The organism is Pseudomonas syringae (assembly GCF_001698815.1).
In the GTDB taxonomy this organism is placed as follows: domain Bacteria; phylum Pseudomonadota; class Gammaproteobacteria; order Pseudomonadales; family Pseudomonadaceae; genus Aquipseudomonas; species Aquipseudomonas syringae_A.
In genome coordinates, this window is the sequence record NZ_LGSI01000068.1 from 194892 (window position 1) to 210496 (window position 15605).

15 protein-coding genes and 1 pseudogene are annotated in these 15605 nt (G+C 58.9%); 3 read left to right on the plus strand and 13 right to left on the minus strand.

Annotated elements, in window-relative coordinates:
* Positions 1-66: 66 nt before the first annotated feature.
* The 3 genes from AFK24_RS24415 to AFK24_RS24425 form a co-directional block, all read right to left on the minus strand.
* Entirely contained in the window at positions 67-2733 is a 2667-nt protein-coding gene (locus AFK24_RS24415; protein WP_065835671.1) for an excinuclease ABC subunit UvrA, read from the minus strand.
* A 69-nt stretch (positions 2734-2802) separates the two neighbouring features.
* Positions 2803-2985, minus strand: a complete 183-nt coding sequence (locus AFK24_RS24420) for a hypothetical protein (protein WP_065835672.1) — start codon at positions 2983-2985, stop codon at positions 2803-2805.
* Positions 2986-3069: 84 nt separating this feature from the next.
* Complete coding sequence (locus tag AFK24_RS24425) at positions 3070-3810, minus strand: hypothetical protein (RefSeq protein ID WP_139110571.1); 741 nt, start codon at positions 3808-3810, stop codon at positions 3070-3072.
* 277 nt (positions 3811-4087) lie between these two features.
* Here AFK24_RS24425 and AFK24_RS24430 point away from each other — a divergent pair, with 277 nt between their 5' ends.
* Positions 4088-4456 carry a helix-turn-helix domain-containing protein gene (locus AFK24_RS24430; RefSeq protein ID WP_065835674.1) on the plus strand — a complete coding sequence of 123 codons (369 nt, stop codon included), beginning with the start codon at positions 4088-4090 and terminating at the stop codon, positions 4454-4456.
* Positions 4457-4554: 98 nt separating this feature from the next.
* On the opposite strand, the gene AFK24_RS24435 is transcribed toward AFK24_RS24430, so the two are convergent.
* The 5 genes from AFK24_RS24435 to AFK24_RS24455 all read right to left on the minus strand — a co-directional run bounded on the left by AFK24_RS24435 (position 4555) and on the right by AFK24_RS24455 (position 9421).
* Complete coding sequence (locus AFK24_RS24435) at positions 4555-5607, minus strand: DNA topoisomerase IB (RefSeq protein WP_065835675.1); 1053 nt, start codon at positions 5605-5607, stop codon at positions 4555-4557.
* An 88-nt stretch (positions 5608-5695) separates the two neighbouring features.
* Positions 5696-6784: a molybdenum ABC transporter ATP-binding protein gene (modC, locus tag AFK24_RS24440; protein ID WP_065835676.1), complete on the minus strand. Its 1089-nt coding sequence runs from the start codon at positions 6782-6784 to the stop codon at positions 5696-5698.
* Between the two features lie 3 nt (positions 6785-6787).
* On the minus strand, positions 6788-7468 hold the full coding sequence (gene modB / locus AFK24_RS24445; RefSeq protein WP_065835677.1) for a molybdate ABC transporter permease subunit: 681 nt from the start codon (positions 7466-7468) through the stop codon (positions 6788-6790).
* Positions 7469-8191, minus strand: a complete 723-nt coding sequence (modA, locus tag AFK24_RS24450) for a molybdate ABC transporter substrate-binding protein (RefSeq protein WP_080482313.1) — start codon at positions 8189-8191, stop codon at positions 7469-7471.
* A gap of 153 nt (positions 8192-8344) precedes the next feature.
* A complete protein-coding gene (locus AFK24_RS24455; protein ID WP_065835679.1) occupies positions 8345-9421 on the minus strand; it encodes an NAD(P)H-dependent flavin oxidoreductase in 1077 nt (358 codons plus the stop codon).
* Between the two features lie 114 nt (positions 9422-9535).
* Between AFK24_RS24455 and AFK24_RS24460 the strand changes: the two genes are divergently transcribed.
* Both AFK24_RS24460 and AFK24_RS24465 read left to right on the plus strand, forming a co-directional pair.
* A complete protein-coding gene (locus AFK24_RS24460; RefSeq protein ID WP_065835680.1) occupies positions 9536-10186 on the plus strand; it encodes a TetR/AcrR family transcriptional regulator in 651 nt (216 codons plus the stop codon).
* A gap of 45 nt (positions 10187-10231) precedes the next feature.
* Entirely contained in the window at positions 10232-11248 is a 1017-nt protein-coding gene (locus tag AFK24_RS24465) for an MDR family oxidoreductase (protein ID WP_065835681.1), read from the plus strand.
* Here AFK24_RS24465 and ada read toward each other — a convergent pair.
* The 5 genes and pseudogenes from ada to AFK24_RS32120 all read right to left on the minus strand — a co-directional run.
* A complete protein-coding gene (gene ada / locus AFK24_RS24470; protein ID WP_065835682.1) occupies positions 11238-12335 on the minus strand; it encodes a bifunctional DNA-binding transcriptional regulator/O6-methylguanine-DNA methyltransferase Ada in 1098 nt (365 codons plus the stop codon). The two genes, AFK24_RS24465 and ada, sit on opposite strands and share 11 nt — an antisense overlap.
* A gap of 93 nt (positions 12336-12428) precedes the next feature.
* Entirely contained in the window at positions 12429-13304 is an 876-nt protein-coding gene (gene copD, locus AFK24_RS24475; protein WP_065835683.1) for a copper homeostasis membrane protein CopD, read from the minus strand.
* Positions 13305-13308: 4 nt separating this feature from the next.
* Positions 13309-13698: a copper homeostasis periplasmic binding protein CopC gene (gene copC / locus AFK24_RS24480; RefSeq protein ID WP_065835684.1), complete on the minus strand. Its 390-nt coding sequence runs from the start codon at positions 13696-13698 to the stop codon at positions 13309-13311.
* A 173-nt stretch (positions 13699-13871) separates the two neighbouring features.
* The gene (locus AFK24_RS32115; RefSeq protein WP_430962179.1) at positions 13872-14927 is read right to left on the minus strand and encodes a methyl-accepting chemotaxis protein; all 1056 of its coding nucleotides are present in this window, start codon (positions 14925-14927) and stop codon (positions 13872-13874) included.
* A gap of 81 nt (positions 14928-15008) precedes the next feature.
* A pseudogene (locus tag AFK24_RS32120) lies at positions 15009-15545 on the minus strand (MCP four helix bundle domain-containing protein); the annotation flags it as partial.
* Positions 15546-15605: the final 60 nt, after the last annotated feature.

Below are 15605 nucleotides of genomic sequence, written 5' to 3' on the forward strand. Positions count from 1 at the left end.
AAATGCTGGCATTGATGCTTAACTGAACGGCCAACCGCCTTCAATGGCGGCCGGCAAATCCACCCGTTAGTGACCCAGCAAAGGCTTGAGAAATGGCGCGGTACGACTTTTCTTGACCTTGGCTACGGTTGCCGGAGTGCCGCTGGCAACGATGCGGCCACCTTCGTCACCCGCACCCGGGCCTATATCGATGACCCAATCACTCTGCGCAACGACACGCATCTCGTGTTCGACCACGATTACGGTATTGCCGGCATCCACCAGCGTGTTGAGTTGTATGAGCAGCCGATCAACGTCGGTTGGGTGAAGACCTGTGGTGGGTTCATCCAGAACGTATAACGTCGCGCCGCGTTGCGTGCGCTGCAACTCGGTTGCCAGTTTGATGCGCTGCGCTTCGCCACCGGACAATTCAGTTGCCGGCTGGCCTAATCGAAGATAGCCCAGGCCGATATCGCGCAGCACTTCGAGGGCGCGAAGCACTGTCGGCTCACCCGCGAACTGAATCACAGCCTGGTCGACAGTCAGTTGCAGGACCTGCGCGATGTTCAGCCCTTGCCAGGTCACCGTCAGCGTCTGCGGGTTATAGCGGGCGCCATGACACGTCGGGCAGGGCGCGTAGACGCTGGGCATGAACAGCAATTCAACGCTGACAAAGCCTTCTCCTTCACAGATGGGGCAGCGGCCCTTGGCGACGTTAAAGGAAAACTGACCGGCATCGTACCCTTCGCGTCGAGCCTGGGGTGTTGCAGCAAAGATTTTCCGGACCTGATCAAACAACCCCGTATACGTCGCCAGATTGGAGCGTGGCGTACGCCCGATCGGTTTCTGATCGACCTGCACCAGACGACGAATCCCTTCAAGCCCTTCGATGACTCTGCCGTCGCTGGTTTGCGGTGCGTCATCTTCAAGGCTGGGTGTTTCCTGGGCTTGATCCTGAGCGGGACGCCCCAGATACGCGCCTACCAGTTCCAGGAGTGCGTGACTGACCAGGCTGGATTTTCCAGAGCCTGAAATTCCCGTCACTGCGGTAAAGCAGCCAAGCGGGAATTCGGCACTGAGGTCGTTCAGGTTATTTCGCGTAATACCTTCCAGGCGTAACCAGCCTGAAGGTTCGCGTCTGGCGTGGGCCTGGGGTTGGTGCTCGGCAAACAGGTGCAGCCGAGTCTGCGAGGCCTCGACTTCGACAAGCCCCGCAGGAGGGCCGCTGTATAGAATACGTCCACCTTGTTCACCCGCAGCCGGGCCGACATCTATGAGCCAGTCGGCCCTGCGCATGGTTTCCAGATCATGTTCCACGACAAATAACGAGTTGCCCGCGGCCTTCAGACGTTGCAGAGCGCTGAACAACGCTTCGCCGTCAGCCGGGTGCAAGCCTGCGGACGGCTCATCGAGCACATAGATCACGCCAAACAGTTGCGAGCCCAGTTGGGTGGCCAGGCGCAGGCGCTGCAATTCTCCGGATGACAGCGTCGGGGTGCTGCGATCCAGGGAAAGATAACCTAGGCCCAGTTCGGTCAGGGTGCTGACTCTGGCCAGCAGATCCTCGGCAATACGTTGCGCCGCCAGACGCTTTTCGATGGAAAGGCTGGGCGTCAGTCTTACGTCCGGGGCCGCCGAGTGGTCAGATTTGCCTTGGGCAGCGCGCTGTTTACGGGTCCGTTTGGACTCCTCGGGAGTAAGGGCTTCACCTTCGCCGAGGTTCTGGGCCAGGAATTTCTCGTCAGCCACCGGCTTCAACACCTGAGCCAGCTGCAATAACGGCATCCGCGACAGCTCGCCGATATCCAGGCCGGCAAAGGTGACCGACAGCGCCGCGCGGGTGAGGCGTTTACCGTCACACAGCGAGCACGGGCTGCCGATCATGAATTGCGCCACACGCTTCTTCATCAGCGCGCTTTGCGAATGGCTGAACGTGTGCAGCACATAGCGCCGGGCGCCGGTAAACGTCCCTTGATAGCTCGGCTCGAGTTTGCGTTTGAGCGCGACTCGGGTTTCTTCCGGCGTCAGGCCTGCGTAGACCGGAACCGTTGGCTGCTCGTCGGTAAACAGAATCCAGTCGCGCTGTTTTTTAGGCAGCTCGCGCCACGGAATATCCACGTCGTAACCCATGGTGACGAGAATGTCGCGCAGGTTCTGGCCCTGCCACGCGGTCGGCCACGAGGCGATGGCGCGCTGGCGAATAGTCAGCGAGTCATCTGGCACCATCGTTTGCTCTGTAACTTCGTAAACCCGGCCCAGCCCGTGGCATTGCGGACACGCACCCTGCGGGGTATTAGGTGAAAAATCCTCGGCGTAGAGCATCGGTTGGCCGGGTGGATAACTGCCGGCACGGGAGTAGAGCATGCGAATCAAGCTTGAAAGCGTTGTCACACTGCCCACTGAAGACCGGGCGCTGGGCGAACCTCGTTGTTGCTGCAGCGCCACAGCGGGCGGCAACCCTTCGATGGAATCCACATCCGGCACGCCGACCTGATCAATCAAGCGCCTGGCATACGGCGCCACCGATTCGAAGTAACGACGCTGTGCCTCGGCATACAAGGTCGAGAAGGCCAATGACGATTTGCCGGACCCCGAGACGCCGGTGAACACCACCAGTGCATCACGGGGTATATCGACATCGACGTTCTTCAGATTGTGCTCGCGCGCGCCCCGCACCCGGACGAAGCCTGTGTGATTCGCTATCGCCAGAGGAGACAGGGCGTGGTTGTCTGGCGTATTGCGCTGTGAAGTCATCGTCCAGCCTTGTACAAATTAATAAACGGGCGAAACCCCGAACGTCAGTGTATGTGCGAGAGGGACCGCTCAGCGAGGGCCGGCCGAATCCGGCACTTTAGGGGTATGGCCCTGGTCATCGTGATCGCCGCCGGTTTGCTCTTCCTCGTGGCGGGTTTCCTCGGTGCGTTGTTGGTGATCAGCGATGTCGGCCGGGCTTGCATCGGGGTCGTTGATGTTGTCGCCGCGAACAGTGCGTTTGTCATGTGCCATCGGAAATGTCTCCTTGAGTGGATATGACTACGATCCGGCAACGGGCCGGATCGTTCAGTCCATATCTGCGACCTCAGGGGCACACTACGTCTTGGTCGACTTGTCCAGCCTGCGAAAACTCACCACCCAGACCCAGGGATTTTCATTCCATGAATCATTGCCATGCAAGCGTTGCCAATACAGAGCGAACGCAATCACCGCCGTGATACTCATGCCGGTGCTGGGATGGGGAAGGTGATTGACGAAATACGTGTGGACACCGTCGTGCATGGGTGAAAAACCCTCCGCTCGCGCCTGTTCATCGGTGATGTCACGCAAGCGCTCGATGCGTACATCAGTGACCTCCAGGTCAACCCGTGAAGCGCGTCGGGGCATGAACAGACTGGGCCGCAGCCACCACGTCGGGGCAGGATCGGTGCGTGAGGTCTTGATGTAGTTCGCCGGTTCGCTAACGCAATAATCGCGGCCGGATTCGAGGGTCATATCGATAAAGCGCCAGTCATTACGGCCGCTTTTTTTATTGGGATGCATTTCCCATCGACCAAAAGCGTAAAAAGCCTCCTTGAGCCAGAGCGTGGTGCCCGGTTGGCCATAAGGACAAAGCTCTGCGGTGCCTTCCGCGTAATCACTTTTCAGATCAAGTTGAGCCGGGCTATCGCTTGATCCCTGTTGCATACCGCTTGCGCAGTGCGCCTCAGGCCCGGCCTGATCCTTCTCAACCAGGCGCCGCAGAGGGAATTTAACGATGCGACGAGTTACGTTTTTTTTGCCTGCCAGAATCGCATTGACCATGGGGGCACTAAAGATAATAGGGCGTTCAGTCACAAGCTTTCCTTGGAGCGATAAACTACGTTTATCAAGTTTTAAGTTTCAATAGCCCTTTATTTATGACAGCAACTAACGGCTCGCTCGCCGCCAGAAAAATGTGAAGGGTTGGGCGCTGGAACAGCCGACACTACTGTTGTAGCGTAGGAAATGGCTTATTGCCAAGTACGAATGGTCCTACGGTAATGTTTGGTATCTGGAAAGCCCAACAGACCGTTTTAATCCGCCGGTTTTTTTGAGAAACTTGCGACTCGTGATGGCGGGAGTATCCAGTTCCATGAGTGAAATAGGCACAAGACTGAGAGAAGAGCGCAAGCGCCTGGGCTTGTCCCAGCGGGAAATGGGCCAGCTGGGCGGGGTGGCTGCGAATGCTCAAGGCAAGTACGAAAGTGGTGAACGCGTGCCCAAGGCTGACTATCTGGCAGCGCTGGCGAGCATTGGTGTAGACGTCTTGTATGTATTGACCAGTCGCCGCGCCACGGGACTTGGCGTCGACAACCTGTTCAGCCGGTTCGACAATCCTGCTGCGCAATCCGATGTTCTACTCACTGAGGTCCAGCACGCGGTCAAGCATTTCATTGCCACGATCGAGGAGTTGTCCAATACCTATGACGTCAACGTCAAGCAGAGCAACGTCGGCGCCTGATGTGTGGCGAGACCGTGTCAGGAAATAATGAAAAACCAACCAACTGGCCAGTGAGCGGATGCAAACCACTCACCGGCAGCGGTACACAGGCTCCGCGCTCAGTCATCCTGCGCAACCAGCGCTGCGGCTTTATCCATAAGGTTTTGCAGAAAACCTGCCAGCGCAACCTCTTCGGCGCGCAGCCCCTTGCGCTGTCGGCTGCGCGGCAGTTTGGCGAGCTCTCCCTGTAGAAAACCTTCCATGACTGCGGGATGGATATAGCACTTGCGACAAATGGCAGGTGTATTGCCCAGCTGTCGGGAAACCGCCTTCACCATGTCGACAATATGTTTCTTCGCATCAGCCTCCGGCTCCCAATCAAGCTTGCGCAATGTCGCCAGGGCCAATGCGCTGCCTGCCCAGGTGCGATAGTCCTTGGCGGTGAAATCTGCGCCGGTCAGGCTTTGCAGATACGCATTGATGTCCGATGAACTCACGGTATGTCGCTCGCCGTTATCGTCCAGGTACTGAAACAGGTTCTGCCCCGGCAGTTCCATGCAGCGCTTTATAACCCTGGCCAGCCGCCGGTCCGTCACACTGATCTTATGCTCCACGCCACTCTTGCCACGAAACTCGAAGAGGATCGAATTGCCGCGTACGGCAACGTGTTTGTTGCGCAGGGTGGTTAGTCCATACGAACGATTGTCCCGTGCATATTGACTGTTGCCGATGCGAATCAGGGTTGCATCGAGCAGTGAAATAACCGTCGCCATCACCTTGTCCCGGCCAATACCCGGCTGCGCGAGTTGCGCCTCGATTTTCTTGCGCACCTTGGGCAACGCCAGACCGAACTCGACCATGCGTGAATACTTGTTCTGATCACGAACTTCCCGCCAGCGCGGGTGATAGCGATATTGTTTGCGCCCCCGTGCGTCGCGCCCGGTCGCTTGCAGATGACCCTGCGGGTCGGCGCAGATCCACACATCGGTGTAGGCGGGCGGAATCACCAGCGCATTGATGCGTGTGATTTCGGCTTCATCTTTGATCCGCTGGCCTTGCGCATCGAAATAGACGAATTTGCCCCGCAGGATCTTCCGGCTCAGGCCAACCTGGGTATCTTCAACGTAGTGCAGGTCAGAGGGAAGTTGTGCGATGACGGTGGTGTCGGGCATGGCAATCGGTCCGTAGGGCAGTTAAATCCATTGACCGCAGCCCTGCCCAGTGGTGCCGACTATTTGCAATGCCCGAGGATCCGCTTGATCAGGCAAGCACTGCTACCGATTTGATTTGTGCCCATAGCTGCTGGCCTGCAGACAGCTGCAACTGGTCGCGAGAATAACGGGTGATTCGCGCGAGTAATGGCGTGCCGGCAGCATCGAGACGTACCAACACATGTGCAGCATTGTCCGCAGCAACTTCGCTGATCACCGTGACAGGCAAGCGATTGAGGATACTGCTGTGCTCGTCCGGTTGCCGAGTGAGGCTGACGTCACGGGCCTGGATCTTGAAACGCAGCGACGTGCCGGTCGCCAGAGGCGTATGGGCGACGCGCATCACAAGATCGCTGCCGGGCAGGCGCAGGCTGAGCAATTGGTAGTCGGCATCATAGGCGCTGACTGAGCCCTGAACGACCACGCCCGCGTCGTCGCCCATGGCCAGCGGCAGGTCGAGCCTGGCCAGGGTTTCGCCAATTGGCCCGCTGGCCAAGACTCGACCTTCGCTGAGTAACACCAGATGATCGGCCAGACGCGCGACCTCATCCTGGGAGTGGCTGACATAGAGCAAGGGGATGTCCAGCTCGTCATGCAGGCGCTCCAGATACGGCAGGATGTCACCTTTGCGTTTGGCGTCCAATGCGGCCAACGGCTCGTCGAGCAGCAGCAGGCGAGGGCTGGTCAACAGCGCCCGGGCAATGCCGACTCGCTGCCGTTCACCTCCGGAAAGTTTGTCAGGCCGACGTTCCAGCAGATGTTCAATGCCCAATAGCTGCGTGGCTTGAGTCAGGTCGATGCGGCGCTCTGCTTTGCGGATCCGCCGCATGCCGAATTCGAGATTGTCCTGCACCGACAGATGCGCAAACAGGCTTGCCTCCTGAAACACATAACCCAGTGCCCGTTTATGCGGAGGAAGAAACACGCCGTTGACGCTGTCCTGCCAGACTTCGCCGTTGATTTTTATGTAACCGCTTTGGGCTTTTTCGAGACCGGCAATGCAGCGCAGGCAAGTGGTCTTGCCTGAACCGGAATGACCGTAAAGCGCGGTGACGCCTTTGCCCGGCAGGGCCAAATCCACGTCTACGGAAAACTCCGGGTAGGCAACCTGCAAGCGCACCTGTATTTGCGACGTCATCGGTCAGCTCCAGCCGGATTTGGTCTTGCCGCTGGAGTAGAGCGCCAGAAGAACCAGAAATGAGAACACCACCATGGCGCCCGCCAGCCAGTGGGCTTGCAGGTATTCCATGGATTCAACGTGATCGAAGATTTGCACGGAGACCACACGGGTTTTCTCGGGAATATTGCCGCCAATCATCAATACCACGCCAAATTCGCCGACCGTGTGGGCAAATCCAAGAATGGCGCCGGTGATGAAGCCTGGTTTGGCCAAGGGCAAAACCACACTGAAGAAGGTGTCCCATGGATTGGCCCGCAGGGTAGCGGCCACTTCCAGAGGCCGTGGGCCAATCGCCGCGAAGGCGTTTTGCAGCGGCTGCACCACGAACGGCATGGAGTACAACACCGAACCGATCACCAGCCCCGGGAAGCTGAAGGTCAGTGTGCCAATGCCCAGGTGCTGGGTGAGCTGACCCACGGCACCATTGGGCCCCAGCAGTAGCAGCAGATAGAAGCCAATGACCGTCGGTGGCAATACCAGCGGCAGCGCGACAATCGCCCCGATCGGGCCTTTGAGCCACGAGCGGGTATGCGCCAGCCACAGCGCAATGGGCGTGCCGATCACCAGCAAAATTACCGTGGTCAGCGACGCCAGTTTCAGCGTCAGCCAGATAGCAGCAAGGTCAGAGGCGTCCAGTGGCATTTACAACTGGTACCCGAACGACTTGATTACGGCCGCGGCTTTCGGGCCCTTGAGGTATTCGATCAACGCCTTGGCGGCTGCGTTGTCCTTGCCTTTGTTCAGGATGACGGCGTCCTGCTTGATAGGATCATGCAGGTCGGCCGGTACGATCCAGGCCGAACCGCTGGTGAGTTTGCCATCCTTGAAAATCTGCGAGAGCGCAACGAAACCCACCTCGGCATTGCCGGTGGAGACGAATTGGTACGCCTGCGTGATGCTCTGGCCTTCAACGATTTTCGGCTTGGTGGCGTCGGTCAGGCCCAACTTGTCGAGCACTTGAGTCGCCGCCAGACCATAAGGCGCGACCTTGGGATTAGCGATGGACAGATGTTCGAACTTATTGCCCTTGAGCACTTCACCTTTGTTGTCGACATAACCTTCCTTGGCCGACCACAGCGCCAGGGTGCCGACTGCGTAGGTGAAGCGTGAACCCTTGACGCTTTCGCCTTCCTGTTCAAGCTTGGCAGGCGTGGTGTCGTCGGCAGAGAGAAACACTTCGAAAGGCGCACCGTTCTTGATCTGGGTATAGAACTGCCCGGTTGCACCGAAAGAGGCCACCAGCTTGTGGCCGGTGTCGTGTTCGAAATCCTTGGCAATGGCCTGGATGGGCGCGGTGAAGTTGGCAGCTACGGCCACTTGTACCTCATCCGCGAAAACACTGCCCATTGCCAGTGCGGCAACCATGCCGGTCAGGGACTTGAACGCAACACGCGTGGAGGAAAAACCCATTGAACAGCTCCGAAGGCAGAGACACGATGAATGACTGGCCGGATACTACCGGCCATTCGCTATATATCGAAATATATAGCGTCAGGTCGTATCAGGGGAAGCGGAGTTTCAACGGCTTACAAGCTTTTCCAGCGCCTGCTGCGCCATGGTCTGGGTTAGCTGCGCGGCCGAGTATTGATGTTTGATGCCCACGGCTTGTCCCGCCCAGAGGCTCATGAAGTCAGGATTGCCCTGGGGTTCGGCAATGGCCCGCAGTGGAATCAACGGACCGCCTGCAAGCGGAAATGCAGACGCAATCGTACTCATGGGACCCAGCTCACGCATTACGCGGTTTACGATGCCGCGTGCAGGACGCCCGGTGAAGATATTGGTGAGGGCGGTCTGGCTTTCGTCGGCGGTGCGCAGTGCTTCCCGATGCAGTTTGTTGGTGGTGGCCTCCGGGCAGAACAGATAAGCCGTACCCACTTGCACCGCCGACGCACCCAGGATGAAGGCCGCCGCCATCGTACGACCATCGGCAATCCCGCCGGCAGCGATGACCGGCAGACTCACGGCGTCGACGATTTGCGGCACCAGGGCCAGAGTACCCACTTGCGAGTACAAATCTTCGCTCAGGAACATGCCGCGATGCCCGCCAGCTTCATAGCCCATGGCGATGATGGCGTCGCACCCGTGCTGTTCCAGCCAGATCGCCTCGGCGACGGTGGTTGCCGATGAAATCACTTTGGCGCCACTGGCTTTGACGCGTGCCAGCAGCGCGGCATCCGGCAGCCCGAAATGGAAACTGACCACCTCTGGCTTGAGCTCTTCCACCAGTTCACAGCTGGCGGGATCAAACGGGGCGCGGCTGGAAACCGGCGAGGGCGCGGTAAAATCGGCGCCCAGTTCCTGATAGTAGGGCCGTAAGGCATCTTTCCAGCCAGCGACTCGTTGCGGGTCATCGGCAGGCGGTTGGTGACAGAAAAAATTGAGATTCAACGGCGCCTGGCAGTGCTGGCGAAAAAGCGCGACTTCATCGCGAATCTGTTGGTGACTCAACATCGCGCAGGGCAATGAGGCCAGACCTCCTGCGTTGCCCACCGCAATTGCCAGCGCCGAACCACTGGCACCCGCCATCGGAGCTTGCAGAATCGGAAGCTGAATATCGAACAGTTCAAGAATGCGACGATCAGGCCAGGCAGTCATGTGTGCTCCGTTGCGCGCGAATGTGAAGTCACTATTGAGCGTGGATTTCGGCTGTTTGGCAACCGAAGCAAAGGGCGTATTGACATAAAAGACGATCGGTCTAATATCCAGCCCATGACCACAGAAGCTCACAACACCGAAGCTCGGAAAACCCGCCGCCCAGGCCGTCCGCCCAAGGTGGATCGGGAAAACTTCGAAACCCGCGCGGCCCTGATCCGCTGCGGCACAGAAGTGCTCACCGAACAGGGTTTCATGGCGACTGGCATTGATTACATTCTCAAGCAGGTGGGCGTGCCGAAAGGTTCGTTCTATCACTACTTCGAGAGTAAGGAAGCGTTCGGGCGCGCGGTGCTGGACAACTACGCCGAATATTTCGCGCAAATGCTCGATCGCTGGCTGCTCAATGAATCCCTGACTCCGCTGGAGCGACTGGTGGGGTTCGTGCAGAACGCCAAGGCGGGAATGGCCAGGCATGACTATCGCCGTGGCTGCATGGTGGGCAATCTGGGGCAGGAAGTCGGCATGCTCCCCGAAGGTTTTCGAGAAACGCTCGAAACGATCTTTCTCTCCTGGCAAGCGCGTTTGAGCCAATGCCTGCGAGAGGCTCAACGGGCCGGAGAACTTGCCAAAAACGCTGACTGCGACGAATTGGCCGCGTTTTTCTGGATCGGCTGGGAAGGGGCGGTGCTGCGCGCCCGACTGGTCAAAAGCGATGCTCCCCTTAATACATTCATCAGCGGATTTCTGCGCGGACTGCCGCAGTGATTCTTTCGGCGCATTTATAGACGATCGGTCTAAACAGGAGGCACCATGGTCAACGGCACTGAGTTCAGAGGCATCTTGATCGAGAAAGACGACCCGGCAAGCCGCGATATGGCGGGTTACCGCGTTTCCCTGGCGAAGCTTAACGAAGATTCGCTACCTCAGGGTGACGTCAGCGTCGACGTTTCCTACAGCACGCTGAACTATAAAGACGCCCTGGCGATTACCGGCACAGGCCCCATCGTGCGCAGCTTTCCCATGGTGCCGGGTGTGGATCTGGTCGGCACGGTCAGCGCCAGCAGCGATGCTGATTTCTCCATAGGTGACGCCGTGCTGCTCAACGGCTGGGGTGTGGGTGAAGGGCACTGGGGTGGACTGGCGGAAAAAGCACGTCTGCAAGGCCAATGGCTGATCCCGCTGCCGAAGGCTTTCACGCCTGCCCAGTCCATGGCCATCGGCACCGCTGGCTACACCGCGATGCTGGCGGTCATGGCACTGGAGAACAATGGCGTAACGCCCGACAAGGGGGACATTCTGGTCACTGGCGCCAACGGCGGCGTGGGCAGCTTTGCCGTGGCGATTCTTGCCAGATTGGGTTATCGAGTCGTTGCTTCCACAGGACGCTTGAACGAGAGCGCTTACCTTGAAGAACTCGGAGCGGCTGAAGTCATCGACCGTGCAACGTTGTCCGAGCCGGGCAAGCCGTTGAGCAAGGAACGCTGGGCGGGTGCCATCGATTCCATCGGCAGCCACACCCTGGCCAACGTCTGCGCCGCCATGCGTTATCGCGGTACTGTCGCAGCCTGCGGGCTTGCTCAAGGCATGGACTTTCCCGGTTCGGTGGCACCCTTCATCCTGCGCGGCGTAACCCTGGCGGGTATCGACAGCGTGACCCGGCCCCGGGCCGACCGCATTGAAGCCTGGGACCGACTGGGCAGAGATCCGGACCTGTCGCTACTACCACTGATCAGCCATGAAATCAGCTTGAGCGAAGCCATCGAAACCGCCGCGAAACTGCTCAAAGGCGAAGTTCGGGGCAGGGTGGTGGTCGACGTCAGACGCTGATGGGTGGCGTCCGGGTAGATTTGGCTTCCCGATCCAGCAACTCCCGCTTGCGTTCCACACCCCAGCGATAGCCTGAAAGATTGCCGTCGCTGCGTACCACCCGATGACAAGGGATGGCCACGGCCAGGCGATTGGCGCCGCATGCCTGAGCCACGGCGCGAAATGACTTGGGCGCGCCAATCCGCTGGGCTATTTCAGCATAGCTGGCCGTAGTGCCCGGCGGGATGTCTTTCAAGGCGCTCCAGACCCGCTGCTGAAAGGCTGTGCCGCGCAAGTCCAGCGGCAGATCAAGCCCCATGGACGGGGCCTCGACGAAACCCACGACCTGGGCCACCAGCAATTCAAAATCAGGGTCGGCGCCAATCAGCGTGGCGTTGCGAAACTGGTGCTGAAAGTCATCGATCAAGGTGTGCGGATCCTCACCCAGCAGGATCGCGCAGACGCCCAAGGCGCTTTGCGCGACCAGAATCGCCCCCAGCGAACATTCGCCCACCGCAAAGTGGATTTCAGTATTGGCACCTGCGTCACGATACTGCCCGGGTTTCATGCCCAATAGCGTGCCGGATGCCTCATAGAAACGGCTGTTGGAGTTGAACCCCGCATCATAGAGCGCATCGGTAATGGAGCCGCTGGCGGACAATTTCTGCCGGACTTTCTGGCCTCGATGCGCATTGGCATAGCCCTTGGGCGTCAGGCCGGTCACTGCCTTGAAAACCCGGTGAAAATGATAAGGGCTCAGTCCGCCGACCTCAGCCAACTGCTTGAGGCTCGGCAGCTGTTCGGCCTGTTCGATGGCGCGGCAAGCGTTGGCGACCAGCACCGCGTGCTGTGCTGCAACCAGGGTTTGATCCGCCGCAGCGCGTTTGCTCGGGCGATATCCGGCGGCTTCGGCATCGGCCGCGCAGTCGAAAAACACGACGTTTTCCCGCCGTGGCAAGCGGGAAAGGCTGCTGGGCCGGCAGTACACGCCGGTGGTGCGCACCGCATAGACAAACTGCTCATCTGCCGAGGCATCCCGAGCCAGCACGGCAATCCAGCGTGGATCATCTTCGGCAAGGGGATTGGCAATCGCAAGGGGGCTGTTCATGGCTCGTTTACCTGTAACTGAACTCGATTGACCTTAGAGTAAGGCTCTGCGAGTCCACGAGAACTCCGAGTCTTGCGCTCAAACTCGAAAAACTCAAGCAGTCAGCATCGGCGGTAACGTCCCGAGCAACGATACGGCCGCAACGGCCGCGAAGCCGAATGCGCACTCCAACGCAATGCTGATGCGTAGCCTGCCCAGACGAACTTCACCGCCTTGCAGCAGCATCCTGTTCAGAGCTGCCAGCAACACCATGCACAGCACCAGGCCGACTTTGATGGCGAGGATCAGCCCGAACCCGGAAAACGCCGGGACTGGCCATGGTGCGCCGCTCAAGACCCGAACGTTGATCAGCCCAGTGGCGATAATCAGCGCTACCAACCCGTAGCCGATGCCGCTGAACCTAAGCAGCAGTGCGCGCATATCCAGCGTTCCGGGTCGTAAAACCAGCGCCAGCAACAAACACAGTGCGCCGAGCCAGGCAGCAACGGCGCCCAGGTGCAGCATCTGGTTGAGGATCAGCAACTGGCCGAACACACCGCTGAACATGGCGCCATGGCCAACCGGGGCAAGGGTTGCCAGCAGCAGCGCGCTGACGATCAGCCTCAGACCGGGAAAACCAGAGGTCGAGCGTGCCAGCAGCACCGTCATCAGTACGCCAAGCCCCAAATGCCAGACCCAGACCTTGCCGAAAAACGTGTTGCCCAGAACCAGCAGCAAGGTCTGCGGATCAACCGCATCCCGCCAGCTCCCGGCCATACTGGCAGCGGTGAGCGACAACCACACCACGGCGCTGGTCAGCCCCAACGCCGCAAGCCATCGCACGACGCAGCGCAACTGACGTTCCAGCACTGTGAGACGCGCCGAAGCCAGGCTGGAACGGAAAATCACGTCTCGCGACAGGCATAGACCGAACAACACCAGCACCACCGAAAAATGTACAAATCGGCACAGGATCAGCGCGGTCGCCATGAAGTTAAGGGCTTACCGTAAAGCTGTAAGTGCCTTCGCTTTTATGGGTGTCGACGGAGACCGCGTGCCATTCGATTTTGTATTCGCCAGCAGCCAACGGAGCAGCCGGTGTAATGATCAGGACTTTGTTGTCGGCAGGGTCGGTGGCAATTTCGGGAACTGCCTCAACCATGGTTTTGCCGCTGGCGGCAGTGGACGTGATGCTGACTTTGGTGAATTTCTCTTCGACGCCTTCGGAAAAGCGCAGGCGCAGTTCCTTGGGTGCGGGGACAGTGCTGTCTGCGGCAGGGAGTTGGCTTTCCAGATGAGCATGGGCAAAAGCCAGGCTGGACAGGGACGCCGAGGCGAGGAGGCTTAGGGATGCAACGATGTATTTGAAGCGCAGGGCAGACATTGAAGGTACCTGTTTGCTTGAACTGAATTGGTGCGTGAACGGCAGTTAAGCGGGCTACTAGACCAGAAACTGCCGATCGACTCCAGTATTCAGGTCAAGATCAGGGCAACAAAAGCGAGCACAATCCTCAGCAGCGGCTGTAGGACTGGGCTCGTGCCTGCGCAAACCGGGACTTAAACCTTGAAGAAGCTCACCCGTTCAGTCAGCACATCGGCCAGGGTCGACAGTTCCTTGCTGGAACGTGCCACCTGATTGGAACCCTCGGCGGTTTCAAGCGCCGCGTCGTGAATACGATTGATATTCAGACTGACGTCCTGGGCCGCAACGCCTTGTTGCGCGGCTGCCGTGGCGATCTGCGCGTTCATGTCGTTGATGGCTGCGACCTCGTGACGAATCTGAATCAATGCAGATTCCGCCAGGTGGGTTTGCTCAACGGTGTGCTGAGCCATTTCACGGCTATCACGCATCAGATCCGCCGTTTTCCCCGCGCCAGCCTGCAACTGACCGACCATCTCGCGAATTTCACGGGTGGAGTCCTGCGTCCGGGTCGCCAGCGAGCGTACCTCGTCAGCCACCACCGCAAAACCGCGACCGAACTCACCGGCGCGGGCGGCCTCGATGGCAGCGTTCAGCGCCAAAAGGTTGGTGCGCTCGGCAATCGAATTGATCACTGCAACGATGGTTTCGATCTGCTTGCTGTCCTGCGCCACCTGGCCCACCGATTGCGCAGCGTTTTCCAGAACCTGCGCCAATTCGTCCATCGCCAGCGCCGTACCTTCGACCACACGCTTGCCTTTCTCCACTTCCTGATCGGCGGCCTGGGAGGCGTTCGCAGCCCGGCTCGCATAACCCGCAACTTCATGAACCGTGACAGTCATCTGGGCAATTGCCGATGCCATGCGCTCGGTTTCGCTGCTCTGCAGACGCATTTGCTCACTGTTGCTGTCGGAACTTGCCCGCAAACGGGATGAAGAACCCATCAACTCCATCGCCGCTGAGCGAACCTGAGTGATCGTGCCAGACAAATGCGTGGCGGTTGTCTTCAGCGCACCCATGACGCTGTCCGGGTAGCGGGTGTCGATTTTGTCGTTGAGTTCACCACTGGCCAGCCGGCGAATCAGCCGCGCGACTTCATTGGGTTCGGCACCCAGGGTCGATCTGATACTGCCGATGATCAGTAACGAGGCGATGATGCCGATTGCCACGGCCACAGCGGTTGCCAGCGACATCAGCCAGGCGAAATTGGCGGCGGTCACCCGGACGAAACTCACATCGCTACCGATGGCGGCTTCTTCGTTATCAATGAGCGCGTTGATCCGCTTCAACCATTCCTTGTAGGCAGCGGACACGTCGGTCATCAGCACGGCTTGTGCGCCAGCCAGATCGCCCTGTTGACGCAGATTCAACAGCCGTCCGGTCAGCGCAAGCGTAGTGCGTTCGCTGCTCTTGATGTCATCCAGCAAGCGTTTTTCGTCGGCGCTGGCGCCTTTGGTGGCATAGATTTGGTCCAGTCCCGTGGCCGATGTCTGGTAGAGACCGTTGAGCCGTTCAATGTCGCGGAGCTGAATTGCCAGGTTTTGATCATCCTGCACCAGCACCGCATCGCGAATGGCAATCGCCCGGTCGTGGACGCTGCCACGAAAGTTGATCGCATAACGCTGTTTGACACTGGCGTCTTCGCTGACCCGTGTCAGGCTGTTTTCGATCAGCCCGACGCGTTGCACGCCAATAGCAGCCACGGCGATCATCAAGGCCAGCACCAGGCCGAATCCCAGCCCAAGGCGTTTCGCTATTGTAAGTTGTCCGAGCATGACGAAATTTCCTGAACCGAGAAGATGAGGTTCCATGTGATATCACACGGCTACTATTGGTTCACTTTGCACTAACAACCGTGAATGTCTGCCGTG

Bases quoted from the DNA above. Each gene is read 5' to 3' on its own strand.
- AFK24_RS24415 (WP_065835671.1), bottom strand. From the start codon at position 2,733: ATGACTTCACAGCGCAATACGCCAGACAACCACGCCCTGTCTCCTCTG.
- AFK24_RS24420 (WP_065835672.1), bottom strand. From the start codon at position 2,985: ATGGCACATGACAAACGCACTGTTCGCGGCGACAACATCAACGACCCC.
- AFK24_RS24430 (WP_065835674.1), top strand. From the start codon at position 4,088: ATGAGTGAAATAGGCACAAGACTGAGAGAAGAGCGCAAGCGCCTGGGC.
- AFK24_RS24435 (WP_065835675.1), bottom strand. From the start codon at position 5,607: ATGCCCGACACCACCGTCATCGCACAACTTCCCTCTGACCTGCACTAC.
- modC (WP_065835676.1), bottom strand. From the start codon at position 6,784: ATGACGTCGCAAATACAGGTGCGCTTGCAGGTTGCCTACCCGGAGTTT.
- modB (WP_065835677.1), bottom strand. From the start codon at position 7,468: ATGCCACTGGACGCCTCTGACCTTGCTGCTATCTGGCTGACGCTGAAA.
- modA (WP_080482313.1), bottom strand. From the start codon at position 8,191: ATGGTTGCCGCACTGGCAATGGGCAGTGTTTTCGCGGATGAGGTACAA.
- AFK24_RS24455 (WP_065835679.1), bottom strand. From the start codon at position 9,421: ATGACTGCCTGGCCTGATCGTCGCATTCTTGAACTGTTCGATATTCAG.
- AFK24_RS24460 (WP_065835680.1), top strand. From the start codon at position 9,536: ATGACCACAGAAGCTCACAACACCGAAGCTCGGAAAACCCGCCGCCCA.
- AFK24_RS24465 (WP_065835681.1), top strand. From the start codon at position 10,232: ATGGTCAACGGCACTGAGTTCAGAGGCATCTTGATCGAGAAAGACGAC.
- ada (WP_065835682.1), bottom strand. From the start codon at position 12,335: ATGAACAGCCCCCTTGCGATTGCCAATCCCCTTGCCGAAGATGATCCA.
- copD (WP_065835683.1), bottom strand. From the start codon at position 13,304: ATGGCGACCGCGCTGATCCTGTGCCGATTTGTACATTTTTCGGTGGTG.
- copC (WP_065835684.1), bottom strand. From the start codon at position 13,698: ATGTCTGCCCTGCGCTTCAAATACATCGTTGCATCCCTAAGCCTCCTC.
- AFK24_RS32115 (WP_430962179.1), bottom strand. From the start codon at position 14,927: ATGTCGCTGGCAACCGCTGTGGCCGTGGCAATCGGCATCATCGCCTCG.